The organism is Bacillus sp. BC08 (assembly GCF_054326875.1).
The window spans coordinates 189,668-216,199 of sequence record NZ_JBTGPA010000037.1 but is presented as its reverse complement, the minus strand read 5'-3'; the positions used below and the strand labels follow the sequence as shown (position 1 = coordinate 216,199).

General features: G+C 35.1%; 33 protein-coding genes and 1 pseudogene. 7 read left to right on the top strand and 27 right to left on the bottom strand.

Translation table 11 applies throughout. The features are described from left to right. Positions 1 to 7: 7 nt before the first annotated feature. The 4 genes and pseudogenes from ACXVYO_RS24805 to ACXVYO_RS24790 form a co-directional block, all read right to left on the bottom strand. Positions 8 to 136: pseudogene (locus ACXVYO_RS24805) on the bottom strand (serine hydrolase); the annotation flags it as partial. A 74-nt stretch (positions 137 to 210) separates the two neighbouring features. Continuing rightward, positions 211 to 846, bottom strand: a complete 636-nt coding sequence (locus ACXVYO_RS24800; protein WP_458468757.1) for a cupin domain-containing protein — start codon at positions 844 to 846, stop codon at positions 211 to 213. Positions 847 to 1,008: 162 nt separating this feature from the next. After that, entirely contained in the window at positions 1,009 to 1,170 is a 162-nt protein-coding gene (locus ACXVYO_RS24795; protein WP_000109006.1) for a hypothetical protein, read from the bottom strand. A 65-nt stretch (positions 1,171 to 1,235) separates the two neighbouring features. Then, entirely contained in the window at positions 1,236 to 1,352 is a 117-nt protein-coding gene (locus ACXVYO_RS24790; protein WP_080685354.1) for a multidrug transporter MatE, read from the bottom strand. A 41-nt stretch (positions 1,353 to 1,393) separates the two neighbouring features. Here ACXVYO_RS24790 and ACXVYO_RS24785 point away from each other — a divergent pair, with 41 nt between their 5' ends. After that, positions 1,394 to 1,816, top strand: a complete 423-nt coding sequence (locus ACXVYO_RS24785; protein WP_458468756.1) for a YfmQ family protein — start codon at positions 1,394 to 1,396, stop codon at positions 1,814 to 1,816. A 53-nt stretch (positions 1,817 to 1,869) separates the two neighbouring features. Here ACXVYO_RS24785 and ACXVYO_RS24780 read toward each other — a convergent pair whose 3' ends face one another. From ACXVYO_RS24780 to ACXVYO_RS24760, 5 genes are read right to left on the bottom strand one after another with little or no spacing between them, the layout of a single operon-like run. After that, the gene (locus tag ACXVYO_RS24780; protein ID WP_458468755.1) at positions 1,870 to 2,703 is read right to left on the bottom strand and encodes a hypothetical protein; all 834 of its coding nucleotides are present in this window, start codon (positions 2,701 to 2,703) and stop codon (positions 1,870 to 1,872) included. A 20-nt stretch (positions 2,704 to 2,723) separates the two neighbouring features. Further along, complete coding sequence (locus ACXVYO_RS24775; RefSeq protein WP_458468754.1) at positions 2,724 to 3,995, bottom strand: MBL fold metallo-hydrolase; 1,272 nt, start codon at positions 3,993 to 3,995, stop codon at positions 2,724 to 2,726. After that, entirely contained in the window at positions 3,992 to 5,662 is a 1,671-nt protein-coding gene (locus ACXVYO_RS24770; protein WP_458468753.1) for an ABC transporter permease, read from the bottom strand. Before ACXVYO_RS24770 ends, ACXVYO_RS24775 begins: the two co-directional genes overlap by 4 nt. Positions 5,663 to 5,674: 12 nt before the next feature. Beyond that, on the bottom strand, positions 5,675 to 6,700 hold the full coding sequence (locus tag ACXVYO_RS24765) for an extracellular solute-binding protein (protein ID WP_458468752.1): 1,026 nt from the start codon (positions 6,698 to 6,700) through the stop codon (positions 5,675 to 5,677). Further along, a complete protein-coding gene (locus ACXVYO_RS24760) occupies positions 6,678 to 7,670 on the bottom strand; it encodes an ABC transporter ATP-binding protein (RefSeq protein ID WP_458468751.1) in 993 nt (330 codons plus the stop codon). The genes ACXVYO_RS24765 and ACXVYO_RS24760 overlap by 23 nt, the downstream gene beginning before the upstream one ends. A gap of 162 nt (positions 7,671 to 7,832) precedes the next feature. On the opposite strand from ACXVYO_RS24760, the gene ACXVYO_RS24755 reads away from it, so the two are divergent. Beyond that, positions 7,833 to 8,726, top strand: a complete 894-nt coding sequence (locus tag ACXVYO_RS24755; RefSeq protein ID WP_458468750.1) for a LysR substrate-binding domain-containing protein — start codon at positions 7,833 to 7,835, stop codon at positions 8,724 to 8,726. A 40-nt stretch (positions 8,727 to 8,766) separates the two neighbouring features. On the opposite strand, the gene ACXVYO_RS24750 is transcribed toward ACXVYO_RS24755, so the two are convergent. Then, complete coding sequence (locus ACXVYO_RS24750; RefSeq protein ID WP_458468749.1) at positions 8,767 to 9,291, bottom strand: hypothetical protein; 525 nt, start codon at positions 9,289 to 9,291, stop codon at positions 8,767 to 8,769. Between the two features lie 126 nt (positions 9,292 to 9,417). Then, entirely contained in the window at positions 9,418 to 10,686 is a 1,269-nt protein-coding gene (locus ACXVYO_RS24745; protein WP_458468748.1) for an MFS transporter, read from the bottom strand. A 118-nt stretch (positions 10,687 to 10,804) separates the two neighbouring features. On the opposite strand from ACXVYO_RS24745, the gene ACXVYO_RS24740 reads away from it, so the two are divergent. The 5 genes from ACXVYO_RS24740 to ACXVYO_RS24720 all read left to right on the top strand — a co-directional run bounded on the left by ACXVYO_RS24740 (position 10,805) and on the right by ACXVYO_RS24720 (position 13,895). Continuing rightward, positions 10,805 to 12,019 carry a helix-turn-helix domain-containing protein gene (locus tag ACXVYO_RS24740; RefSeq protein ID WP_458468747.1) on the top strand — a complete coding sequence of 405 codons (1,215 nt, stop codon included), beginning with the start codon at positions 10,805 to 10,807 and terminating at the stop codon, positions 12,017 to 12,019. 66 nt (positions 12,020 to 12,085) lie between these two features. Then, the gene (locus ACXVYO_RS24735) at positions 12,086 to 12,265 is read left to right on the top strand and encodes an H-type small acid-soluble spore protein (protein ID WP_001025736.1); all 180 of its coding nucleotides are present in this window, start codon (positions 12,086 to 12,088) and stop codon (positions 12,263 to 12,265) included. Positions 12,266 to 12,440: 175 nt separating this feature from the next. Further along, positions 12,441 to 12,776, top strand: a complete 336-nt coding sequence (locus ACXVYO_RS24730) for an antibiotic biosynthesis monooxygenase family protein (protein WP_458468746.1) — start codon at positions 12,441 to 12,443, stop codon at positions 12,774 to 12,776. A gap of 2 nt (positions 12,777 to 12,778) precedes the next feature. Continuing rightward, the gene (locus ACXVYO_RS24725; RefSeq protein WP_458468745.1) at positions 12,779 to 13,372 is read left to right on the top strand and encodes a dienelactone hydrolase family protein; all 594 of its coding nucleotides are present in this window, start codon (positions 12,779 to 12,781) and stop codon (positions 13,370 to 13,372) included. A 163-nt stretch (positions 13,373 to 13,535) separates the two neighbouring features. After that, a complete protein-coding gene (locus tag ACXVYO_RS24720; RefSeq protein ID WP_458468744.1) occupies positions 13,536 to 13,895 on the top strand; it encodes a hypothetical protein in 360 nt (119 codons plus the stop codon). A 27-nt stretch (positions 13,896 to 13,922) separates the two neighbouring features. Here ACXVYO_RS24720 and ACXVYO_RS24715 read toward each other — a convergent pair whose 3' ends face one another. The 16 genes from ACXVYO_RS24715 to fliN all read right to left on the bottom strand — a co-directional run bounded on the left by ACXVYO_RS24715 (position 13,923) and on the right by fliN (position 26,523). Further along, the gene (locus ACXVYO_RS24715) at positions 13,923 to 14,321 is read right to left on the bottom strand and encodes a DUF5367 family protein (RefSeq protein WP_458468743.1); all 399 of its coding nucleotides are present in this window, start codon (positions 14,319 to 14,321) and stop codon (positions 13,923 to 13,925) included. Then, positions 14,314 to 14,898: a TetR/AcrR family transcriptional regulator gene (locus ACXVYO_RS24710; protein ID WP_458468742.1), complete on the bottom strand. Its 585-nt coding sequence runs from the start codon at positions 14,896 to 14,898 to the stop codon at positions 14,314 to 14,316. The genes ACXVYO_RS24715 and ACXVYO_RS24710 overlap by 8 nt, the downstream gene beginning before the upstream one ends. An 87-nt stretch (positions 14,899 to 14,985) precedes the next feature. Beyond that, a complete protein-coding gene (locus ACXVYO_RS24705) occupies positions 14,986 to 15,156 on the bottom strand; it encodes a DUF3951 domain-containing protein (protein WP_000602236.1) in 171 nt (56 codons plus the stop codon). A 62-nt stretch (positions 15,157 to 15,218) separates the two neighbouring features. Beyond that, positions 15,219 to 15,530, bottom strand: a complete 312-nt coding sequence (locus ACXVYO_RS24700) for an AzlD domain-containing protein (protein ID WP_000425935.1) — start codon at positions 15,528 to 15,530, stop codon at positions 15,219 to 15,221. Next, positions 15,521 to 16,246 (bottom strand): AzlC family ABC transporter permease, encoded by a 726-nt coding sequence (locus ACXVYO_RS24695; protein WP_458468741.1) that lies wholly within the window; start codon positions 16,244 to 16,246, stop codon positions 15,521 to 15,523. Before ACXVYO_RS24695 ends, ACXVYO_RS24700 begins: the two co-directional genes overlap by 10 nt. Beyond that, positions 16,239 to 17,075 carry a TrmB family transcriptional regulator gene (locus tag ACXVYO_RS24690; protein ID WP_458468740.1) on the bottom strand — a complete coding sequence of 279 codons (837 nt, stop codon included), beginning with the start codon at positions 17,073 to 17,075 and terminating at the stop codon, positions 16,239 to 16,241. Before ACXVYO_RS24690 ends, ACXVYO_RS24695 begins: the two co-directional genes overlap by 8 nt. 177 nt (positions 17,076 to 17,252) lie before the next feature. Continuing rightward, positions 17,253 to 18,548, bottom strand: coding sequence for an NtaA/DmoA family FMN-dependent monooxygenase (locus ACXVYO_RS24685; RefSeq protein WP_458468739.1), 1,296 nt, complete (start codon positions 18,546 to 18,548; stop codon positions 17,253 to 17,255). Between the two features lie 152 nt (positions 18,549 to 18,700). Next, positions 18,701 to 19,474: a flagellar basal-body rod protein FlgG gene (locus ACXVYO_RS24680; protein WP_097841961.1), complete on the bottom strand. Its 774-nt coding sequence runs from the start codon at positions 19,472 to 19,474 to the stop codon at positions 18,701 to 18,703. Between the two features lie 42 nt (positions 19,475 to 19,516). Further along, complete coding sequence (flhF, locus tag ACXVYO_RS24675; RefSeq protein ID WP_097841960.1) at positions 19,517 to 20,827, bottom strand: flagellar biosynthesis protein FlhF; 1,311 nt, start codon at positions 20,825 to 20,827, stop codon at positions 19,517 to 19,519. Positions 20,828 to 20,841: 14 nt separating this feature from the next. Next, positions 20,842 to 22,908, bottom strand: a complete 2,067-nt coding sequence (gene flhA / locus ACXVYO_RS24670) for a flagellar biosynthesis protein FlhA (protein ID WP_458468738.1) — start codon at positions 22,906 to 22,908, stop codon at positions 20,842 to 20,844. 24 nt (positions 22,909 to 22,932) lie between these two features. Next, complete coding sequence (flhB, locus tag ACXVYO_RS24665; protein WP_458468737.1) at positions 22,933 to 23,979, bottom strand: flagellar type III secretion system protein FlhB; 1,047 nt, start codon at positions 23,977 to 23,979, stop codon at positions 22,933 to 22,935. Between the two features lie 10 nt (positions 23,980 to 23,989). Further along, positions 23,990 to 24,751 carry a flagellar biosynthetic protein FliR gene (locus ACXVYO_RS24660; protein ID WP_001055715.1) on the bottom strand — a complete coding sequence of 254 codons (762 nt, stop codon included), beginning with the start codon at positions 24,749 to 24,751 and terminating at the stop codon, positions 23,990 to 23,992. A 15-nt stretch (positions 24,752 to 24,766) separates the two neighbouring features. Then, complete coding sequence (locus tag ACXVYO_RS24655; RefSeq protein WP_001098085.1) at positions 24,767 to 25,042, bottom strand: flagellar biosynthetic protein FliQ; 276 nt, start codon at positions 25,040 to 25,042, stop codon at positions 24,767 to 24,769. A gap of 33 nt (positions 25,043 to 25,075) precedes the next feature. Then, a complete protein-coding gene (locus ACXVYO_RS24650; protein ID WP_001220586.1) occupies positions 25,076 to 25,834 on the bottom strand; it encodes a flagellar type III secretion system pore protein FliP in 759 nt (252 codons plus the stop codon). After that, a complete protein-coding gene (locus ACXVYO_RS24645) occupies positions 25,831 to 26,151 on the bottom strand; it encodes a hypothetical protein (protein ID WP_000121176.1) in 321 nt (106 codons plus the stop codon). The genes ACXVYO_RS24650 and ACXVYO_RS24645 overlap by 4 nt, the downstream gene beginning before the upstream one ends. Before the next feature lie 12 nt (positions 26,152 to 26,163). Beyond that, entirely contained in the window at positions 26,164 to 26,523 is a 360-nt protein-coding gene (fliN, locus tag ACXVYO_RS24640) for a flagellar motor switch protein FliN (RefSeq protein WP_097864565.1), read from the bottom strand. Positions 26,524 to 26,532 lie beyond the last annotated feature (9 nt).

The window sequence follows — 26,532 nt, the reverse complement described above, 5'->3', positions numbered from 1 at the left end:
TATTCTATTATAATTTATTTTTGAATTCCTCACTTGTTATAATGTCTCTAATAAAATAATCTACATTATTTCTCAGCTTTTGATATGCAACTTGATCTTCTATATCGTTAAACATAATGACAATTTCTACTTTATTCAATTATTATAATTATAACGAATTAAATTATAAAATTATACAAAACAGAGTAACTCTTCCTAAAAAAGAAAGAGTTACTCTATTTCACATGATGTTATTTGCCCATTTAACGTAACGATTATATTTGAGTCGTCACTTTGTTTACTATCTGTTAGTCGATTGGAGTTAGGAGGACCAATTACAACTGATTCCTTAATTGGCGAGAGGTCCTTTCCTAGTTTTTCTGCACTTACACCGTATGCAGCTTGAAATACTTCTGGCGGTGTTAATCTAAGTATGTCTGATCCTTCTGCTGTTTCAAACTGATCGTTATTGAAGAACAAATGTAATTGTACTTCTTCTGTTACCGCTGTGATCCAATGCCACCATCCCATTGGAATAAAGACAGTTTGCCCCGCTTTTACATGATAATCTTGCAATTGATTCGTTTCCGGATTTAAAATGGAAGTAACTGCTTCTCCTGATACAACAACATCCAACTCCCACGCATTCGGATGCCAATGCGGTTCTCGCATATGCCCTTTCGTCATAAATAAATCAACAAATGCTCCACCTATCATCGCTGGTAACTGCGTTGACGTAACTTCATATGCAACGTTTTTCTCATCCCTTTTAAAAAAGATATTTTTTCTCGAATCAAAGAAAAGGTTTGGAGTTCCTGAGCTTTTCTTTAAATTTTTATTATCTGGAACATAACCTGAACTACTCATTTTATCCCTCTTTTCCACTCCGAACATTTCCACCTTCACATTGTATCGTATGGAAAAAATGTATGAATGTGCCTAATCATTCACATAACAAAAAAACATGCCTTCATGATGAGAGCATGTTTTGTGATATCCTTCACATTGTTTAGTTAAAAAATAAACTTTTTACTTACCATGATGTAACATTAAATCACTCAGTTCTTCTTCAATGTGATTTAATTTCGCAACGCCTTCTTTCCATTTATGAATATAACGTGAAACCCCAACGAAAAATAAAACGATAATTGTGGAAAGAATAATACCATATACGATTGTTACAGTACTCATAGTTACACTTCCTTATAATTAGTAATGTGGTTATTAGTTATATTTTTATTATAAACCTTTTTCTTTTAAAATACTTCGATTTCAACTTTTTGTAACAAAATTGATTTTTCTAACATTTTGTTCATGAAAATGGCATATTTTTCACAAATTATACAAAACTTCACCATATGTACTATTACCATATGAGTTATATTATTTAATAGAATAAAGGGGATGATATACTATGACGACTTGGTTTATTGTTATGTTAGTTGTATTTGGGGCATTTAAAATTATCGTTTCTAGTCTTCCTAACTCTGTTATTGAATCCATCATTAGCAAGTACGAAACACATCCACAACTTGAAGAAGCGAATGCGACTGTTACAATCAATGGAAATAACTTAGAAGGCGAACAAAAATCCAAAATCATTCATGATTTTAACGAAGGATTATTTTTAGATCGCTATTATGCACCACCACACAATGAGGGCACACCTTTAATTATCAATGCAAAACGCGGTAAAAAGGATTTTATCTTTTACATTTATAGTCATGAAGAGCATGTTGATGTTGTAAAGCAACATAAAAAGAAGGTAGTTGCTTATAGTTTACGCTCTAAAAACCTTCAAAATAATGATATGTTCGTGTCAGCTGATTTAGCTTAATACTCCTATATTAGAAAAAGGAATCCATGGCATATGGATCCCTTTTTTACTATTCACTGAAAAATAAGCTCTGTCTTCAAACTATCTTTCGGCAACAACCATCCTTTTTGTTCTACATTCCTCATTAATAATTCTCTTTGTTTTGTTGTAATACTTTCCTCATTTGTTTTAAACGACACTTCTATTACGAAATCATCTTCTATTTTCCCTGTATTACTTAATGGCCAAACTTCAATGTTCGTTTTTATATTTCCAAACTCCCCTGTATACCTTTGCATTAATACAGGGCCGTAAATACGAGAGTTCTTGAGCATTTCTTCTCCCCAATTCGTATACAGCCATTTGTTCATTTTCCCTGGTAATTTTTCTATTAACATGTTTTGAGCGGCTCGTTCGTTTGGTAAATCAAGTACTCCATATCCTTTAGCACTGTAACTTTTTTTATTTGAAATACTTAACGTTTTCTTCTCAAATCCCCAATCTACTTCTGCCTCATAACTATCAGTTTTACTATCAAATCCATCCTTTTTAGCCACTTCTAGTGCATCTTGTATTACACCATTTTGAATGGGATATCTTTTTTTATATGTTAGCTCAAAATCTTTACTAAATTCTTTCTTTCGAATTCTTGCAAACCAACCTTCCTTACTTAAATCTTTATTTGCCGTATCTAAAAATTGCACTTGTATTCTTTCATAATTTGTACCAGTATGGAAATATTCTAGTACCTCTTGATTTATTTCTTTGTTATAACCTAATACTTGTTCTGGCTTTAATAATAATTTCACTTCAAAACTAGGTTTCATCGGACTGGCGGCAAAGCCTTCCTTAACGTTATAAAGAAAACAACAAAAGAAAATGCTTGCGAATACAAATACCTTTTTCATATACCGATCCCCTTTACATTTTAAATAACTTCTATACGTTCCATAGTAAGTGAATACACATTTTCATACCCTGCCATGCTAAGCTTTTCCTGCAATCGATCCGTATCTTCTTTCAAAGCGTGTACTAACACCGTATGTTCTGGTAATAGTGTATTTAACATTGCCTTAACGTCACTTATACTTTGATGAACTTTATACGGAACTCGCTTCACCCTACATCCTTTACCTATACGTTCTTTCATAACCTTTTCCGCAAAACTCCCTTTAGCAATATGCCCAGTAAAGATAATAGAATTTCGTTCTTCATGCCGAAGTTGTTCATAATATAACTGAGCTCTTTTCGTTTGCATATTCGCATCACTCATTACAACGATTCCATAACTATTTTGCGTACCGATGTCATGATCCATAACGATTATGTTTCTCTTTAAACTCTCCATAAGCTCTTCAAGTTCTTCATTGTTCTTGATCCAATCTTTATATACGAACATCTCTTGAAATCCATCCAAAATTTCTTGATCTACTATAATGGGAAGTTCTTTATATTCTTTATATTTTTTATACAAATACAATACAATATCTTGCGCCCTACCAAGCGGTGGCAATGGCAATAATGCTATTCCTTTCTTTTGCGCAACTCGTTCAATTTCTGTACACAATTCGTTTACTCTTTCATGTTGCGAAACATCGTCAGTATGATAAGCGGCATCTACGATTGCCACTTTTATCCCCCCGCGCAGTTTCTCAGGTAAATTAGCTCGTAATATGTGAGACTCAGCTGAATAATCGCCAGAATAAAATACATATGTATGACTCATATCCACTAAAAACCAAACAGCCCCTAATACATGCCCACTATACCCCCATTGAAACCGCAATGTAGGTGTAATCTGTATCCATTCATTTGGATCACTAATCTCATCAATGTATACATAATTTAAATCTTTAACATTTTGGTCGTTATAAGGTACATTCCATCCTTGCGCCAAATTGTAGTTTCTCCATTTTTGATAATAAGCGGGAAGTTGCTCCTTCGTATAACGAGTCGTCCAAATTTTTTTCTTATATCCATACTTTGCCAATAAAGGTAATCCCATCGTATGATCTTCATGAATATGTGATAAAAATACTGCATCTAAAAATGGTACAACTTCCCTCTCTATTTTTGGATAACTATCCTCATATGATCGATTAATCCCACAATCAAATACTATTTTCGTCTCTTTATTTTTTACGAAGTAGCAGGAACGACCATATTCTCCCGCTCCTCCCCATACTTCTACCCTCATCATGCTACCCCTTTTCGCTTTTGCTCCATATGTTGCAGAAGTAATAAACATACTGTTGTAAGTCCAACTGAAACGACAGCCATCGCCATTCCAATAGATACTTCTCCTTGTTCAAATTGAGCGAAAATAAATGTTGCTGACGTTTCTACTGATGGAGGTAGTACGAGAAGCGATGCTACTAACTCTCTTATCGAGATTGTAAATGTCATCGCCCATCCGGCAAGAATACCCGGGACAATAAGAGGTAATATTATTTTTCTAAAGATATAAATATAATTCCCAGAAAAAATACTTCCTGCCTGTACAAGAGAATCATCAATTTGCCCGAGCGATGCTTTTACATACTGCACCGTATAAGGTAAAAAAAGAACGACGTACGTTACGATAACCATGACTGGTGTATTGTAAATTGATAGGGGCATATAGGGTGAATTCCAAAATAAAATAAGCCCTACAACCATCACGATTCCTGGTACCATATTCGGTAACATACCACACATATCAAGCCATTTTTCAGAGGACTTTTTCCCCTTTCGGATCATAAGCGCCAAAAATACTCCAATGATTACCGCAATAATCGCTGTTATAAGCGAAAAAAGAAAACTGTTCCATAAAGCCTCTAATCCTGGAGATCCAATTGTAAATAATGCTTCATAATGGCTCGTTGTAAAGTTGTTTAACTGTAAGCCGCCGCCTCTTAATTTCGATAATGAAGCAATCAGTATAGAAAAATACGGGATTCCAATTGATACGATTAATAAACCAATTACATAAGCCCATGCTACGACCCGTGTAAATATAGACAATGTATACCTTTTAGATTTCACACCTTTTCCACTAACCATTGCATATGAGTACTTTCGATTCAATACATTTTGCATATACCAAATGAGCATACATGCACTAAGCAATAAAGAAGATAATGCTGTTGCACTACTAAAATCAATCGGCCAACTCGAAATAAATTTATGAATCTCTGATGTTAATACATGAAATCCTATTCTACGTCCGAATGTAGCCGGTGTTCCAAATTCAGCAATCGTCTTTACGAAAATAAGTAAAGCACCCATTACATAACTTGATACTAATAACGGCAATATTATTTTTCTTAAACGATAGAAAAAGCTTCCACCATGAACTGCTGCAGCTTCTTCTTTACTACTCCCAATTTGAAGTAACGTGTTTTTCAACATGAAGTATAAGAATGGGAATAAATGCAGACTCATAATTAAAACCATACCTCCTAAACTAAAAAACGAAGATGAAATCGTCTTTAGCATCGGGAAAAACTGCTCGAAATAGCCGTTCGGCTGCATGAACAAAATCCAGCCCATCGATCCAATATACGGCGGAGTCATAAATGGAATCATAAAAACAATATCCAACTTACTATACTTTCCAACATCTGTTTTACTCATGATGAATGCTAATGGAAATGCAAATATGGTTGCTCCTATTACTACGAGTACACCTAAAAGCATCGAGTTTAGAAAAATCCCCGCTAATCCAACGCTCTGCATCACTTCAAAAGGCTTTAAAAAATTCCAACTACTATTTTCATATACACTAGAAAATAAAATGAGAAAAAGCGGAACGACGATTAACATCGCCACAAGTAACAGCGCTACCGTCATTCCAATTTGCCTTACTGATACGAATCGATTTACCATGTAATCACCATCTTATTGAAATACTTTCTTAAATTGTTTTCCTATTTCATCTTGTTCTTTCTCAACTGTTTTCCAATCAATATTTAATACTGGAATCTCTTCTACATTCGGTCTATTTTCAGCTTTTATATCTGTTCTGCCCGGTAATAAATACGCTTTAGAAACTTGTTTTTGCACATCATCTGATAATAAATAATCAATAAACTCTTTTGCACCTTCTACATTTTTACTATCCTTCATAATCCCTGCTGCACGTGGACTAATAACTGTTCCGCTTTTTGGATAAACAATATCAACCGGTTCACCCTTTGCTTTTGCACTGTACGTCATATAATCAACGCCCGCAATGACCATATCTTTTGCACCTGTTACTACTGGATCTAACGCTTCTTGATTTGCCCCCGCTACTGTAACTTCATTTTTCTTAAGCTGTTCAAATAAATCCCATCCATCTTTTCCATTCTTTTTCACATATCCTGTTACAAAGTCTAACGCGGAACCTGAAAGTGCTGGATCTGGAAGATTCACTTTTCCTTTCCATTCCCCTTTCGTTATATCACTCCAATCTTCAGGCGCTGTCTTCACATTTTTTGTGTTATACACAATTCCTAACGCTGACGCACTATATCCAAAATAATGTCCTTTATCATCCGACCATTCAGTACGAAGCTTATCAGCTTGTTTCGCTTCTTTATAAGCTAGCGTTTGCCCATCCTTTTTTAATCCTTCCATCGCTGGTAATGATGCAAGTACGACTACGTCAACGACTGGATTTTTCTTTTCAGCTTCCATTCTCGCTAAAATCTTACCTGTTGTTCCTTGAAACATTTCTACTTTTATACCTGTTTTCTTTTCAAAGTCCTTTTGAATCTTTTCTGCTAATCCTTTTGGTCCTGCACTATATACAACAATTTTCTTTTCATTCGTATTTTTACTTTTTGCATCTGCATTTCCTGTCTTTGAACTACACCCTGTTACTACAGCAGAAAATAATAAAGTACATACAAATAAAGACTTAAGCGAACTGAATTTCTTCATACGATTCTCCCCCTATATGATGAATACATTTTTTTGACACATATAACGATACTGGTTTACCGATGCTTAATTTACTATTATGATAAGCTGTCCATATCCCAAGTGCGCCCATGTTTACTTTCATTTCATACCGTTCTCCTACATATGTAACGTGCTGAATTTCACCTGTATACATTTCGCACACTTCATTTTTTGTCCAGCTTACATGTTCTGGACGAACCATTTGTTTCCCCTCTACAAGCCAATTTGCTTTACCAACAAATTTTGCAACAAATTCATGAGATGGCTTCACGTAAATGTCTTCCGGTGTTCCTTTTTGTAATACTTCTCCTTGTTTCATGACAATAATTTGGTCTGACATTGACATCGCTTCTGTTTGATCATGCGTGACATACAATGCCGTTAAACCGATTGAATGAACGATATCCATAAGCTCTAATCGCATTTCTTCTCGCAAAATTGCATCGAGTGCACTCAGCGGTTCATCAAACAAAATAAAATGCGGCTTTGTTACAATCGCTCTCGCAAATGCAACACGTTGCTGCTGTCCACCAGAGAGTTCATGCGGATATCTTTTCTCCATCCCTTGCAAGCGAACTCGCTTTATTGCATCTTCTACTTTTTCCCGATATTGATTCGTTTGCTTTGTAGCCCTTAAACCAAATGCAACATTTTCAAATACTGTCATGTGCGGCCATAAAGCAAAATCTTGAAATACCATCCCGATATTACGTTCATGAGGAGATGTTTTTATTTTTTTGGTTGAAGAATGCATGCACCTATCTCCAAAATATATTTCACCTTTATCTGGCTCTTCCAGTCCTGCAATCATTCTAAGTAAAGTCGTTTTCCCACACCCAGAAGGTCCTAACAATGTGGTGAATTCACCTTGTTTCATAACAATTTGTAACGGTTTTAACGCCTGCGTTTTTCCAAACTTCTTTTCTAATCCATGAATTTTAATATCCATCGTTTCACCTCTTTCCCCTCACTCTTAACCTGCTTTCATTCTATCTGGAAGATTTATACTGAATGTTAATGTACTGTAAAGATTAAATTAAAAAACTTCTAATAAACTATTTATTTCTATAGATTTTTTCTATAGTTAAAATAAAAAAGGCGGCAACTCATAATGAATCTCTTAAAATTAGAAATTGTAGTACTTATTAAGAAGTATAAAAAACTTACGATAGTTGCAGAAAAACTTGGTGTTAAACAACCTACTATTACATTCCATATAAAAAGCTTAGAAGAGGAACTTGGTGTTCCTTTATTTGAATTACGTTCAGGAAGATATTTCTTAACAGAGGCTGGTGAGGCATTGCATCATTATGCTTGTAAAATAGATGCACTTATGAAAGAAGCTAGACGGGTCACGCAAGAGTTTAAAGATTTTCATAAAGGTGCTATAACAATTGGCGCTAGTTATGTACCAGCGACTTATCTTTTACCAGAAATTATTCACCAATTTCAATGCGAATTCCCAAATATAAAAATAACAATTATGGTAAAAACAGCTCCTGAAATTCGAGCGATGCTACAAAATCATGAAATTGATCTCGGGATAATTTCTGCGGCACCGTTTGATGAATCACCTTTAAAAGAAACAAAAATAATACCTGATACACTTGTTCTTGCTTTCTCTAAAGAACATCATTTTTCAAAAAAAGAAAATGTATCATTACAAGATATCGAAAAAGAACGTATACTATTGCATCGTAACCCATCTACAACGAGAGATTTACTTACGCAATGGATGTTAGAACATAACATTACGTTCCAATCTGAAATTGAATTAGATTCATTAGAAACGATGAAACAAATTTTAAAATATGGTAATGGCGTTGCTTTTATTTCTAAACTCGCTATTGAACAAGAAGTACACCGAAATGAACTATGCTACATACCCATCCCTGGATTTGAATTTCAACGTAACATTTATACGATTCATCATGAGGACAGATGGAATTCTAAAATTATTTCTTTTTTACTACATAACATCACTTCTTATGCCGCAAAAAATTAAAAGGCTGTCGTTATGCACGACAGCCTTTTAAACTATAACTCTATTTATTTTTCTTCGCTTCAATTTTTGCTTGTGCCTCTTCAGCCTTATCTAATGCTTCTGAAACTTTCTTCTCTTTTTCTTTCACATCGTCTATACTATCGACAGCTTTAATGAGTTTATCGATTCCTTCTTCTTCTACTTTTCTCCGCTTTGCTACTCTTTCATTCACTTTCTCTTCTACATCTTTTGCTTTTTGAAGCATATTCTCTGCATTTGATGTTACAGCTGTTTCAAGTGCATCGTCTTTTTTCATTTGCAACACTTCATTTGCAATGTCTTTCGCTTCTAAATACTTACCATCTTTTAATGCTGTTGCTCCGTGATCCATTTTCTCGGCCATTTCTTTATATGATTTCGCTTCATTTCCTGATTTTTCTTTTTCCGCTTTATCAAACCACATCGTTGCATCACTATATTTTTCATCTTTCAATGATTGCATACCTGTATCAATATATGTGTCATAATTACTACATCCAGCCATTACGACTAACAGAAAAAGCATAACAAAACTTAATTTTTTCATGATGTTTTCTCCTTTTCTTTGCCTGCTCACTTTACTGTAACACACATGAAAAAGAGTTTCAAAAACTAAAATACTAATTCGGTCATTTTTATTATGATAAGTCAAATTTTTATTATTTTCTTATTATTAAGCCGACACATCTACTTGTTTTTTCGCCATATGTTGCTTTACCCCAACTAATACAACTAACAATAAACCTCCGCCTAATGTCACCATAACAATGCTAGTAGGCAACATATCTAATAATAATCCATATACAATCATACCGAGTGGTGCGATTGCAGTAGCAATTGTTTCAAGTAGGCCAAACACACGCCCTAAATAGCTCGGATCTGTCGTTTTTTGCATATGTACTTGCATCGGAATATTTACAATCATAATTGCTATACCCGTTAACATCATAAAAGCAATATAGTAAATAAAACTTGCCACTTTTGGAATGGTAACTAATAATGGGAAGACTGTACATAAACTTAAACCCGCAAATAAAAAAAGTCCTGTATAAATAGAACGAAACGGATTTTCCACTTCTTTACGCACTGATAAAGCAATCGCCCCCATTAGCATCCCGACCGCTAACATTCCCTCTACAGTACCGAGTTGCCTTGAAGATAAATGCAATGTATGGACGATAATATATGGAAGTGCAACGGTTAGCCCACACGCAAAAAAGTTTACCCACAGCGCTATTTTCATTAAACCATATATTTCATGCTGTCGTTTTACATATGAAAAACCTTCTTTTATACTCGTCAAGAAATGCTCCTTACTTTCAACCATTTCTTTTTTATATAAATCAAATACAATAAATAATTGCAAAATAACCGCTAAAAAGAACGTGATACTATTTAATAAAAAGAACAACTTAATGGAAAAGAAACCAAATACAACTCCGCCAATAATCGGCCCTAAAATATTTGATAAAGAAGCTGCCGTTTGATTTAAAGCACTCGCTTTTTGAATACGTTCCTCATTTACTAAACTCGGAATAGACGAAGTTAATGCAACAGAATAAAAACTGGCACAAACTGATAATAATGCTGCTGAAACATAAATAAAAAGAAGTGATGGTCCAAATATAGTAGCAAGAATAAACATAATAAGCATCGTTAAGCTACTTAATAAATCAGTGCCAATGACAAGCCATTTTCGATTCACACGGTCAGCTACAGCACCCGCAATCGGACCACAGATCATCCTTGGAAGTGATCCGCAAACAAGCGTAGTTGCAAAACCCATTCCTGAACCAGTTGTCTTTAAAACGTATAACCCCATGGCAAATGTATAAATTCCTGCCCCCAATAAAGACGTCATCTTTCCAATCATCATTAAAATAATATTTCTTGTTGCAATCTTCATTCTTGTATCATGTTGTCCTATACTTACATCTCCCATAATGACTCTCTCCCCTTAAAAGTTAAATTGTGTTAAACTTATTATATAATCGACTTTCCAATTTTTACAACGAAAAGTTAAATAAAATTTAACTTTCCAATTATAAAGGAGCAATAATATGGCAACTCTCGGTGAAAAAATTAAAGCGTTACGTAAAGAAAAAAAACTTACACAAACAGAGCTGGCAGGTTCGAAACTTACAAAAAGTATGCTTAGTCAAATTGAAAATGGAAAAGCTACACCTTCTATGAAAACATTACAATATATCGCTGAAAAACTTGAATGTGAAGCGAGTTTTTTATTAGAAGATGATGATGGAGAAATTGTAGAACTCATTACAAAAATGGAGCAACTCATAAAGGAAAACAAATGTGATGAAGTGTACGAGACTTTACTACCTATCGTTCAAAAAGAGCTCCCTTCTACTTTAAATACGGCTCGTATATACAAACAATTCGTAACTGCTGCGGTGATTATGAAAGATTACAACATTGAATCTTACGTAGAAAAAGCTGTTTCTATTTTCGAAAAATATAAGTTATACCGAGACAGTACGGAAACAAAATTAAAATTATCTTTTACGATATTCACACGTAAAAAGTATGCAGAATGTTTACAACTTATATCTAATATTAGAAATGATTATGAAGAGAAACATTTAGAAATGGATCTTATTATACATATTGATTTATGTTTATATGAAGCCATCATATTACTAGCATGTGGCAATTATGAAAAATGTGAAGAAACGATATTAGAGACACTCGCATTTTCAAAAAAACATCAAGTATATTATAAAACTGATGTTTTTTACCGGATTTTATCTTACCAAAAAGTCATTACAGTTGATAAAGAGCGTTATTTATATTACATAAAAAAATCTGAGCAGTTTGCCATTTTTACAGAAGATACGCTATCCATTGCGATGACTAATATTTTAAAAGCCTACTACTACAACACGATTACTAATGAATATACAATCGCATTAAAACATCTAGAACAATATCGAGAAAAACTAAAAGATCAGCCCATTTTTCAAGACGATGGATTGTATTATCTTGAAAAAGGAAAATCTTTATACGGATTAAAACGTTACGAAGAAGCTTTAGAAGCATTGGAACGTGGTATTATACCAGATTATATGAACCATCCATTGGATCAATCGTGGCTTACAACAGCAGGTGCATATCGTGCACTTTGTTACGTCAAACTGAATGATAAAAAAAGAGCTCTTGAAGAAGCAACAAAAGCAAATGAAATGATACAATCGTATCCGGATTCTATTTTCTCTGCATTTATTAAAGAAACATTACAAATAATACAAAAACTTTAAGAATGTCTCGAAATGGTATATTATTCCTCTTTTTTAGCAAAGATAATAATGATGGGAGGAATATAAATGAATATACAACGCGCAAAAGAGCTCTCCGAGTCATCTGAAGAAGCCAATGTCAGTTTTCAAGGCATGCCTGTTATGATTCAACACGTCGATGAAAGCAACGAAACCGCCCGCATATATGAAGTAACAAATCCAAAACGCGAATTAACTGTTCCAGTTAATAGCTTAGAGGAAATATAAAAAATGCCACTTCGATTTTGAAGTGGCATTTTTCTTACTTTCATATAAATTCTCTATCCCCCTTGTTTTACAACAACTGAAAAAATAAGAATCTTCTACTTCTTTTCTTTTTTTAACCTGCTAAAATACAAACTATGAATGAATTATTCGCACTGTATATTAAGGGGGAAAGATAATGAGATTTGATTTAGAAAAAAACAAGCATTACTATGCAGTTATATTCACTTCTAATTTATCAAATGATACGACAGATTATAGTAGCGTTGCTGACAAAATGGAGGAACTTGCAAAGCAGCAACCTGGATTTTTAGGTGTAGAAAGTGCACGTGATCAGACAGGACTCGGAATCACCATTTCTTATTGGGAATCACTTGAAGCAATTGACAATTGGAAACAAAACGCCTTACATAAAGAAGCGAAAAAAAGAGGCCGTGAGCAATGGTATGAAAACTTCCATCTGCGTATATGCCGTGTTGAGAAAGAGTTTAAGTTTCATAGAGATACATTGTAACGATGAAGAAAAAATTAGCTCTCGTTACTGTTCATGAAATATATGGTGTGAACGACCATATGCATCACGTTACCCAACACTTCACTTCATCTCATATAGATGTATTCTGTCCTAATCTTCTACAATCGCAACATGCATTTCATTACAGTGATGAAGAAAAAGCATATCATTTTTTTATGAATCATATTGGATTTGATGATGGAAAAAAGAAAATTGAAGAATTTATTACTCGTCTTTCCAGTCTTTACACACATATTGGACTTATCGGCTTTAGTGTTGGTGCTACCATCTCATGGCTATGCAGTAACAATCCGAAAATAGATTTTATTATTGGATGTTATGGTTCCCGTATACGTGACTATATTCATATAAAACCAACATGTGCTACCCTACTTATTTTCCCTGAAAAAGAAGCTAGTTTTTCAGTATCCTCTTTAATTCAAACATTGCAGGAACAAAATAATCCTTTACTAGAAATACAACAACTACACGGTGAACATGGATTTCTAAACCCGTACACTGAAAAATATAGCGAGAACTCTACAAAACAGGCATACAATATAATAGATTCATTTCTTGCAAGAACAATCTTATAAAGTGAAACTTTAATCAGTGGGGGTTTTCTTCATCTCCCACTGATTATTAGCCCTCACCAATCGGACTTTTATGGACAGCCCGACCCCGCCTAACTTCTTTGCTTTCGCTGAATTTGGAGGTGGGGGTCTTACTGCCCATTAAAGCGGGATAAAGGAGATGTAAATGACACTTACATTACTCTTACTTCTTTTCATATTCATTGCCTTTTTCGCAGCGCTAACTATCATTTTTATAACCATAAAAAAAGGGGAGTTTTTCAAGCGCCCCCACTTACAATCTATTATTGTTTGTATTTTATTTTTTACAAATTGGATCTTATATGTAACAACTTTTTATACGTTACTCCCCGAGAAAGTTAGCGAGTTCATATTCTTACCCATTTGGTTTTTCCTTTGTATTTTAGGTTGTATCGTTTTCTGGCGGGAATGGAGAAATAATCGTGTGTTCTCCATATGTATCAGTTTTCTTTCTTTTATTAGTTTTCTATTTGGGTTATTGTTGTTAGTTCTTTCGGGGATGTAATTGATGTAAAGAGGATAACATACCTCTTTACATCAATTTTTTTCGTTCCATAACGAAAGGGATTGTTAAATATAATGCATAAGCAATAACCATCCAAATGGTAAATGATATGATTTGCTGTGAGGAGAATTGTGAAAATAGCTTAGAGGAATGATATAAGATGTAAGAATCTAAAATTAAACCGATTGCTGTACCGCATATACCTAACTTAATAACTGCATATTTCGTAGTATCTAGTTTTTGGTATAACCACATTACAAAGTATAAAGCTATAGCTGTTCCTAATTCCAGATACGTCAATTGTAGAAAAAATCTATTTGAAGTGTATTCTAATAAAACGGAAGAACCGAAAATAATGAAGAATGCTGAGGCAAAAAACCAAATGCCAATCGAAAATAAAATAGTGAGCCAAAATCTATTATTCACTGACATTACCTCCCTTTTGTAGCACTGTAAACTTTTCCAAGAGCATATATAAATCACCATATACTTTCTCTGTAGAAAATGATGGATTGAATAATGCTTGCAATGCCAATCCGTCAATTAATGCATTACATAAAACGCTCCATGTTTCAGTTGAAATTTCAGATGTCATTGTATCTCCTATTTTTTTATTTAACACTTCTTTTAATTCTTGATTTTCATAATGTAACAATCCACCAATTTTTTCTTTCATCGCATCATTTTGTAATCCACTAGCTACTAATTGAAAAAACAAATGATGATACATTGAATCTTTCACACATCTACTTTCCGCAGACTGTAAAGCCTTCTCTAACTGTACATCCTTTCCTATTTGTTCCCATGACGCTTTACAAAACGATTCAGTTACTTCAAGTAATAATTGATCTTTCGTTTTAAAATGATAGTATACAGTACCTTGCGTAACTTGAGCACTCTCTGCAACTACTTTTAATGTCAACTTTTCCATCCCGTTCTCTGCAATAATTGCTTTTGCTGCTTCTAGTAACTTCTCTCTATTAACAACATTCGGTTTTGCCACTTCTACGCCCTCCTTTTAAGTTAGTTGTATAACTAACTTAAATTATACAGAAAAATCAGATAAAAAAGAAGAAAGAAAAGCCAACAATCAACTTTTCTTCCTTCTATGTTTACCTTTAGTTTTCACTGTCACTGATTCGCAAGGTGTGTAATATATTTGAGGTGTCGCCTTATCAACAAACATCATAAACGTAATGAAGCCGATAATAAAGAAAATAAACAACGTTAACAAAATTGCGCCTATCGTTAAAAGTATCATAACACCACCCCTATATCGTTCATGTTATTACACCTTTCGCTATTAAATGAGCGTAATCCTTTTTAGAAAAAGAAACGTAACAAAATAATCACAATCACTCCGGTTAATACTGTACCTAATAAACTACGAGTATATATCGCTACAAGAAATGTTGGGATTGCTGCGATAAGGTAATCCCACTGCATCGTCTCATGCATAAATAATACTTGTGCTAAAAGTGCTGCTAATATTGCAATTGGTATGTAATTTAACCATTTTAAACCCCAGTCTGGAATTTGAAGTTTGCTAAATACGAGTAGAGGTAAAATACGTGGCACGAGTGTGACAGCTCCTGCCGCTAGTAAAAGTAATATTACGTCCAATCTCATTTCCATTTTTCAATCACAACTCCAATCGTCGCAGCTAGTAATGTTGCGATAATAACCGCTATACTATCTGGCATAAATAAGTGTGAAACGTATGCGATTATAATCGCTACAATAGCAACAGTAAGATGAATTGCTAGTTTCGGTTTACTACTTATGAGTTGAAGTACAAATAACCCGATAAACATTGCTGGTAATGCATAATCCATGCCATACGTATGCGGATCCGGTATCCACTCACCAAATAACCCACCAATAATGGTAGCAAGAATCCAATTTAAATATGCTGTTACATTTAATCCCATCATCCATCTTTCGCCTACATATCCTTTTTGCGCTGCATGCTGCACTGCAACGCCGAATGTTTCATCTGTAATTTGAGAACCGATCATTACGTTTTTTAGTAGAGGAAGTTTCGTAAAGTACGGCGCGAGCGCAGCACTCATTAGAAGGTGGCGTAAATTAACAAAAAAGACGGTGAAAATGATTGCTGAAGCAGGCGCACCAGCTGCATACATACCAGCTAATATAAATTGGGCAGAACCTGCATAAATTAAAGTGGACATAAACGCAATTTCAATGATGGAGAAACCTGCTGTTTTTGCAATTACACCAGCTGCTATACCGATGCTCAAATAACCAAATACAGTCGGTAAACAATCTTTTACTCCTTGCTGAAATGTATCATCGCTCTGCAAAGCTACATGTGCCTGAGCTTTACTCATCCATATCATCCTCCATTCCTTCCATCGTTCTTTTTCCTGTTACGACATGAACTAAATCAATATTTTCACGCCATAACGTATCTAGCTTATCAGCTCCAAATTCCTTCGTGATTTCTTCAACCATAATATCGTGCCGCACATACTCTGTAGCAACAAGAACTAAAGCTGGGTCATACGTTGTAACGGCCCATGAAGTACTATCATTTGAGAAGTTCGCAATTAATACTTCCTCCCCATCACGAGCAATAACGGTTAAATGACCATCCATTCTCTTTTCAACAACGTGGGGCGTCATATAATTATGGTGAAACGTCGCGCCTATTTTTGTATGTGGAGCACCAAATAAAATTGAAAATATATGTACACCTTCCTCTTCCTTTTGATGAATATATGGTTCAATTTCTTGCACTTGATCTTCCCATACAGAAATCCATAGCTCTTCCTTCGCTCTATTAATTATATTGCATATTTCTTTTACAACACGATCATTGGAGCGAATATGCGAAATTACATCTATTTGTCGCTCTTGTTCTAAACCATTTAATTTTTGGTCTAAAAATTCAAAGGACTTTTCAAAATCTTTTCGCATTCGATTCATTAACTCCGTAGCTGGTACTGGTACATATTTCACTGGTTCAGTAGGAACGATATGCACCGCTCCTTTATCCATCAATTTACCGAGCACTTCATAAATCATCGAACGAGGTACCCCTGTTTGTTTACTCACTTCATACCCTGTTACTGGGGAATGTTTTAGTAGTCCAATATATGCTTTACATTCATACTGGGAAAAACCTAACTTTTGTAATTCCTTTATAATTTCATCCATCGGCAATCCCTCACATTCTATATAACTCTCATTTCAAAACGATACATATATATTAGTAGTTATTAGTATACCTACTAATATAGAAAAACAGACACACAAAGTCAATTGATAATTCTGAAATTTTAACCGCAAATAAAAAGCCTTCTTATGAAAGGCTTTTAGTACATACTATTTCACTTATTTTAGCTGCAACGTATTTGATAAATTCTCCTCCAAATGCTCCCGTAAAGTAGTACCTGTATACTCTTCCCTAAATAAACCAGCTTTCACGACTAAAGGAATAACTTCACTAAAGAATAGATTTAGTGACTTTGGAGGTCCTCCTGGAATAGCAATAAATCCATCTAACGCTCCCGTCTCAAACCTATCCATAATTTGTTTCGCAACGTCTTGCGCTGTACCAACCGCAACCCAATGAGCCGATCCAACAACTTCTGGTCGTTCCAGTATTTGTTCCAGTGTTGGTTCATTTTTGATAATGAAGTTCCGTAATAATTCAGCGTGTGTTTTACTGCGAACAGTTTGATCCCGACTTGGCAACATTTCTTCCGTAATCTTACTTTCTAGCGGCATCTCTCTCGCATCTAGTCCAAGAACCATTTCAAGTAACGCATATCTCTTCTCTTTTGTGAGATGTTGATGTGCTTGTCTATGCATTTCTAACGCTTCTTCATATGTATCACCAATAAAGAAATATAATCCAGGTAATACGCGTATATCATCTTGCTTTCGGCCATGCTGTTCTGCTCTTCTTCTTAAATCTTGACGCAGTTCCATTCCTGACTCTACATCTGGCGTTGCAGCAAAAATGGCATCCGCAACAGATGCAGCAAAATTCCGCCCTGACTCTGAAGCACCAGCTTGGAATAATGGCATTTCCCCTGAAATGTGCTGCGGAATATTAAGAGGACCTTTCACCTTAAAGTATTCGCCATTATGCTCAATAGGCTTTACCATCTCTCTAATCACATCAGGGTTATCTACTTTCAATACTTCATTAGGATGACTTTTCCAAAGTTTTCTTACTAACGCTGTACATTCTGCCGCTTTCGCGTATCGCTGCTCGGATGATGGCATCCCTTCCTCACCAAAGTTTTCAGCACCGTCAATGGATGTAACAATATTCCACCCTACTCGGCCGTTACTAATCCAGTGTAAAGATTGTAATTGCCTCGCTAATATATATGGTGGATAAAACGAAGTCGAGGCAGTCGTAACCACTCCAATTTTTTCTGTTGCATAAGCAATAGCTGTAAATAGTAATGTCGGATCTAAAATGACATTTCCTTTATTGCGAGCAATTAAATCTGGGTGCGCCACTAAATAATCCGCTTTAAAAACAAAATCTAACTTAGCCTTTTCTGCCTGTAGTGCCAACTCTACTTGCTCATTAATTCCCGAATTAAATATACTATCTTCTTTCTTTCTCAAAATTAAACATAATCCAATGCAAAGTTGTTTTTTTGTAGACATACACACCATCCCCTTGTTTTTAATTTACCTAGTTAAACAAATATTGCTGTCATTATAAAATTAGATAAAATGATAATGATTATCAATATCATTTTATGGTGTGACTGTAATAAAAGCAATAATAAAAAAAGACTCCCACTAATGGGAGTCTCCTATCTCAATATTTCATTCGCTTCTTTTTCATAAATTTTATCAAATGAAGTCATAACACGTTGTGATGCTGAAATCATTTTTTGGTCTGTCATAAGATCAGCCATCTCTTTCGTCATATCTACATTTGAATTTTCTAGCATATGGTTTTTTACTAAGCCTGTTCCATTCGGTAAATCAGCAATGTTCCCTTCTGCTAGTGTAAAGCTTTTGTTCTCTCTTTGTACGAGACGATTATTCGCTTCTGCACCTACTGTTTTTGTTTGCAGGCGAGCAATATTATTTTGTGTTACCGCATCATATAACGTACCGTCTGCTTGTACAGCGACCTTTGCTCCTTCAGGAATACGAATACGTTCATTATTCTCTCCCATAACAAAAGCACCAGATGATGTTTGCAAATAACGATCACTATTTAATGTAAAACTACCGTCTCTCGTTAAAAACGTTTCATTATTTTTAGATGTAACGAAAAACGAAGCTGTGCCAGCAGTTCCATCATCTAAAAAGAAATCTGTATCACTATTTGTTATTTGTATATTTCCTTGTACTAAGTTCACATGCGTTGCGGCTGGTACTACAGCGTAATCAGTCGAACCGATATTTGTCACAGCTCCATCACCACGGCGATATGTGTCTTGTACATCAAATACTTTAGAAGTCATATTTTCTGCTTTAAATCCTGTTGTTTGAGCATTTGCAACGTTATTCGAATGAACATTAATACGCTGCATGTAATTCATCATACCCATAGAACCTATATAAAGACCGTTCATACTCGCTTGAATAAGGCAGTTGCCTTATCCTTCACCTCTCTTCTATGATGTTTGCAACATTTGTTTCGCTAAATGTTCAGCTGTAGCGATATGTATATGTTGCTTCACGTCTTGCCCATCTGTCATTAATACAATTGGAGCTGATGATACTGCTGGAATTTTCAATAATTCACCACTACTTGCTGTTTCATCAAATTTCGTAAATACGATACCATCAATATGAATATCTTTAAAATTCGTAATGATTTCAATCATATCTTTACTTTTCATCGAAGCTGATAACGTTAAACAAATGTAATCTGGCTCTACTTGTCCCATTGTTTCAATCATTTCTTCTACTGTTTCTGACGCACGATAATTTTTTCCGGCTGTATCAATTAAAATATAATCGACGCGAGCTTCTTCTTTAAAATACGTAAGTGCTCTTGTCATGGCAGCCTCATCACGGACAGCGATTACTTCAAATCCAATTGTCTTTACGTAATCTTGCAGTTGCTGTACTGTTCCAATGCGTGAATGATCTGTCGTAATAAAACCGACCGTTTTTTTCTTACCGTGAAACTGCCATGCCATTTTCGCAAGTGTCGTCGTTTTTCCAACACCAGTTGGACCGATTAATGCAATTGTTTGTACTTCTTTTTCAAATACGTTTTCCGTGTTGAAATGAGATCTCATATCTTCCAATATATATTCGATCACTTCTTCTTCTGTAATCATCGTTGCATTCTCAAACTTCACTTTTAACTTTTCAGCATATGCATGAATGAAGTATTGTTCTACATCGTTTTGCTCTAGCATGCGAATTACTTTTTGAATAATAAATGGTACAGATTCTTGCTTTTCTTTTTTTACAACTACTTCTTCTTTCTTGACAGGAACGACTTTCTTCACAGGTTTTTGCTTTTTCGTTACTTTCGTTTCTTCCGTCTGTTTCACAACGACGATTCCTTTTTCAAACAACTTTAATAGTTTCTCTTTCTTTCTTTCCCATTCTTCACTATTTCCTGTTTGCATCGCCGAATATGACATAGGGGTCGTCACGTTTTCTAAATTGTGCAGTACCGTTTGAATTCCATTCGCCTTCATAATTTGTTCTGAAGGGTCATTCACAACATCCATTAATTGTTCATGAAATTGGGCTGCGCCTTCGTTCACTTCTTCCTGTTTATCCTCTGGAAAAGCAACTAACATTTCATAATTCTTTTTCCAAAAAAACGGGATATTTCGTTTTACACTTTCATCGACAACGTAATAATAATCTGTACCATATTGGTCAAATAACTTTCGATACAATTCATTTTTCGAAGCTGCTTTTATACGCATTAACGCTTCTTTCTTTTCTGTACTTTCCATTACTTCACCCCCTACTATTCAATATAGGCAATTTGATCTACAACAATTTCTGGTGCTAATTCGCTAATACAAAGTACTTGCGCTTCTACTTGATAGCGCTCAAGGAGTCTTACAATCGCAAACCTGAAATCTTTTCTACGCGTTAATAATACTGGTTCTCTTCCCATTAACCTCGCTTGTTTAAATACGCGTTGTACTTGTTCAACGACACGCGATTCTAAATCTAAATCCCAGTTTAATAAGTAACCTTGGTATGAATTATTTACAACATCCGCATCTAACTCGATTGAATCTGAGAAGAGCGCCGCGTATATTTTACCGTCAGGATTTTTTGCATTTTCACAAATTACTTTTGAAATACATTCACGGACGAATGATGTTACACCGTCTACATGATTTTGATAAATTTCTTTTCCGTCAATAATACCTTCGATAATAGTTGGTAAATCACGAATAGAAATACCCTCTTTTAGCAATTGTTTAATAACATTTTGAACGAGTGATAAGTCGATTTCTTTCTTCTTAATCTCTTCTAATAAAACGCCGTTATCGTTTTCAAGCGAGTTAATTAAGTCTTTTACATGTTGACGCTGAATTAACTCATGAAGATTACGTCTAACGATAACATCTAAATGTGTAATTAATATGCTAAGTGGCTCTAATACTTGATAGCCTTTCATTTGTGCATCTTGTACCATATGCTCTAAAATCCAATATCCATCTTCACCGAAAATTGGATCTTTCGCTGGTTCTGCATCTAAATCGGCCATTACATTCGGTGTTTTCAATGCTAATAAGTAACCTGATTTTAAAACTCCTTCAGCTGCCTTCGCACCTTTAATGCGAATAATGTAACGTCCGCGTGGTCTAAAACTCGTATTATCTTTAAAGTTAATGCCAGGAACGTTAATACCAAGATCGGTAATAATCGACTTCCTCATGAGAACAACTTTATCACGAGCGGTTTCCCCATTAATCTTCTGCTTTACAAGTGCTGCTAAATCTAAACCTAGCTCTACAATAATTGGATATTTATCCGTAAATACTCCAAATGAATCTTCCACTTGTTGCAGTTGCTCATCTTCGCCTTGAATCATTTCTATTTCTTTTTGAAGCTCGTCTTCTTTTTCTTTCTTTATTCGGTTTTTATTACGAATTCCTAAGAAGATAATTGTTCCACCAACGAGTGCGAATGGTAGAAATGGTAGCGGAGTAAAAATACCCATTGCAATAAATAAACCACCAAGCGCATATACAACGACTTCATGTGCTAATAACTCTTTAAAGATACCTTCAGTTACCGTATCAGGTGAACCGTCAAATACACGCGTTACGATAATACCTGTTGAAATCGCAAGCATTAACGAACCAATTTGGTTTACGATTCCGTCACCGACAGTTAACTGTGTATAGTGAATAGCTGCTTCAGCAAAACTCATGCCCTGCTGCATCATGCCGACAATTAAACCGAAAATAATGTTTACGAATAAAATGACGATCCCGAAAATAACGTCCCCTTTAATGAACTTCCCGGCACCATCCATCGCCCCGTAAAACTCTGTTTCCATATTTAACTTTTTTCGTTTTGCCTGTGCATCTTTTTCAGTAATAATACGCTGATTTAAATCCGCATCGATTGACATTTGTTTCCCGGGTAAAGAATCAAGTGTAAAACGAGCCGCAACTTCAGCTGTACGAGACGCACCGTTTGCAACGATAAACTGGAATATGATTAATACTATAAAAATAACGATACCAATTAATAAGTTCCCGCCAATTACGAACTGGCCAAACTCTTCAATAACATGCCCCGCATTTCCGTCTGTCAAAATCGCTCGCGTCGTCGATACGTTAATCGATACGCGGAAAATCCCGATTAATAACAACATCGTTGGAAATGACTTTAATTCATCCCACTCGTTAATACTTGTTGCTCGCATATAAATAAGCACTGACATACTTAGTAAAAAAACGATAACGATATCAAGTATAAATGGTGGAAGTGGAATTAAGAGCGCCACTACGAATGACGCTGCTAAAAAGATAGAAAAATAGGTTCTTGCAGAATCTATCTTAAACACAAGAGATCTCCTCCAACCGCGCTATTATACTTCAAGTTCATTCGTTTGAATTAAATAGCGCATAACTTCAATTACAGCTACGTATAAATCTTCTGGAATCGTCTCATCTTCCTCGACTTGATAATATAAAGAACGAGCAAGCGGACGGTTTTCCACCATTGGTATTTCTTGTTCGCGGGCAAGCGTTCGTATATATAATGCGAGCTCATCTTCCCCTTTTGCAACGACAATTGGTGCTGCATCAACCTGTTTATTGTACCGAAGTACGACCGAAATATGAGTCGGGTTGTTTACAATAAACGTTGCACCATCCATCTTTTTCGCAATTGTCCCTTGCAAGATCGCATGCATAAAGTTTTTTCGTTTCCCCTTTACTTGTGGGTCCCCTTCATTATCTTTATGCTCTCTTTTTACTTCTTCTTTTTTCATCTTAATATCTTGTTCGTACTCCCATTTTTGATAAATAAAATCAATAATAGAAAGAACGATTAATATAATTAAAATAGCTAAAAAGATAAATTTAATTTGCCTAATAATTTCAGTAAGTGACGCAGTCCAGTTAAATCCAATCATACTAACGATTTTCTCTAAATTCTTTTGAAAGAGAATGTAAGCGACGTAACCGATTAATCCCATATAAAACAGTGATTTCAAAATATCTACTAAACTTTTACGACTAAACAATCTCGTAAAATAGTTTTTTGGGTTAATACGCGACGCTTTCGGCTTAATGACTTTAGAAGAAAATAAGAAACCGACTTGAATCATATAATTGAATAAATGAAAAGCGTATACGAGTATTAATATCGGAGCTGATACTTTTAGTAATAAAATACCCATTAAATAAAAATACTGTGTTGAATCTGTATTTTTTCCAATTTGCTCAAACAGTACCGCGACAGAATTTGCAATCTCAAACCCTAACCAATCTCCGAAAAAGTAAACGACAACTGCTAATACAAGTATGGAAAATAAATTATTTAAATCTTTACTCCGGGCAATATTCCCTTCTTCACGCGATTTCTTACGCTTCTGCGGGGTGGCCTTTTCTGTTTTATTATCCTTTGCCATGCGCGTCCCCCTACTTCGTTAAGAAAAAGTTAAATAGTTTCGTATATTCTTCAAGCAATACATCCGTCATATTTTTAAACACATAACCGAGCATCGGTACACTCATCGCAATAAACAAAATACCACACGTAATTTTAATGACGAATGCATTCATAAAAATATTTAATTGTGGTGCATTTTTTGCGATTAAAATAAGAACAAAGTTAATGATGAATAAACTTCCCATAAGCGGAAGAGCAATTTCAACCGCTGATGTAATCGCAAATAATAACGTTGCGAGTAGACTATCTAAAAAACTAGTCGTCAGCAATTTTGAAATCGCCTCTGTATATTGAAACGACTTTAAAATCGTGGCAACGAAATAATTAATGCCGCCAAGTGAAATAAAAATAATGAGGAAAAATATATCAAAAATGGTTGATAGTAAAGTAGACTGTGAGCCTGCATTTACATCAAACAAACTTGCCTGTGATAAACCGATATCGAAGTCTAAAATATGCCCTGCCATTTTTGGAATATTCCACAGCATTTCTACAATTTTTGAAAGCGATAATCCGATTACAATTTGCGTTCCTGCATAAGCTGCAACGTCCCAAGTTGTCTTTATGTGAGAGACATCAACTTGATCGGCCACTGTAATTGAAAGAGCAAGTCCAACTGTAACCTTTGCCATCGCTGGAATGGATCGACCTGAGAAAAACGGTAAAAAATATAAAAATGAAGTAATGCGGCAAAACGCAAAAAACGTCGCCGCCCATAATTCCATATTCATTTCAGTTCACCTATCTTAGTACGAACGCAATAGCGATGGGATTTTATCAAATAAATCTAAAATAAGCGTCGTTAACTCTTGAAACATCCACGGACCTAAAATGATAATAACGAGTACAATACTCGCCATTTTCGGTAAAAACGTCAGCGTTTGCTCTTGAATTTGCATCATCGCCATAATGACAGCGATGATAATAACGACAATCATACTTACACCGGCAACCGGCATTAAAATCATAACCCCTTTATAAAAAAAGGTTTGAAAAATATCTATAATTGGTGACGTATTCATTTATATGACTCCTATCACATAGCATCAAACGCTTCAGGCGACCGTTTTAAACATAATGTCGACGATTTTTGTATATCCACCTAAATATACGAAAACGAGTATTTTAAATGGTAAACTTAAAATCATCGGCGGTACCATCATCATCCCGAGGTACATTAAAAGTGTACTAATAATCAAATCTATAAATACAAACGCTAGATAAATGAACATCCCCGTTAATAACCCTTTTTGAATTTGCGTTAACGTAAAGGATGGTACGAGTGTAAATAAAGAAAGATCTTTCAAATCTTTCGGTAACTCTTCTCCGCGCACTTTCAGCATCATTTTTAAATCGTGCTTATACGTATGCTTTGACATATATTCTTTCATAATCGGAGCTGTCGTCTCCGCAGCTTGACTTACAGTTATTTTCTCTTTCGTCATCGGATCCCACACATCGCTCTTCAGTTGCCCAAGTACAGGCTGCATCGTAAAGAGTGATAAAAATAACGCAAGTCCAACAAGCACTTGGTTCGGTGGTAAATTCATTACCCCAAGTCCTTGACGTGTAATCCCAAGAACGATCATAAAATAAGTAAAATGTGTAAATAATAGAACGATAGAAGAAGATAATGATAAAAGGGTAACGAGCGCAAATAACTGTACACTTGAATTACTCGTAAACTCTTTTCCATTTTCGAAATTAATAAAACCGTTTTGGGCCGCATACGCTGGATTTACAAAAATAATTGAAAAAACGATAGAAAATACGAAAATAACGGCTAATAATGATAACTGTTTCTTTATTCTCATGATGGATCCTCTACTTTTTTCGTTTCACTCTTCACCGCATCTTCTAGCGCTTGTTGAAACTGATTTCCTGTTCCTGTTAATTGCACAGACTGTACACCGTTATTACTAATAACAGTAAACACTTGTTTGCCGTCTACTTCAAATAAAAAGGCACTCGTTTGATGATTTAAATAAACGCCGTCTTTCACTTGAATATGGCCATTTTCACCTTGTTTAAAAAACTGCTGTTTGCGCGTCTTTTTCGTCATATAATATGCACCGTAGCCGAGCGCACCAAACAGTAAAACGACTTGAAATAAGGTCGTCATATACGACATATGACTCCTCCTCTACTCTTTATCTAGCATTTGACTTTGCGCTTTCATAAGCGCAGCTTGCTTCTTATCAGCTTCAATTTCAGAAATGATAATACCGAACTTCTCGTCCATTACGATCGCTTCACCGATGCCGACTTTCATATTACTTAAATACACATCTACTTTATGTCCTAGGTTTTTCTCTACTTCCAGAACATCGCCAACTTTTAACTGTTTCACATCACCAAGCGTAATAGATGACTTTCCAAGCTTTACACCAAGTTCAATCGAAATATCTGAAACAGTATCAATATGTGCTTTACCCGCTTCATTTCGCTTCCCTGCAAAATCTTCTAATCCCATTAATGACACAGGAGATACTTCATGCTTCATATGGATCCT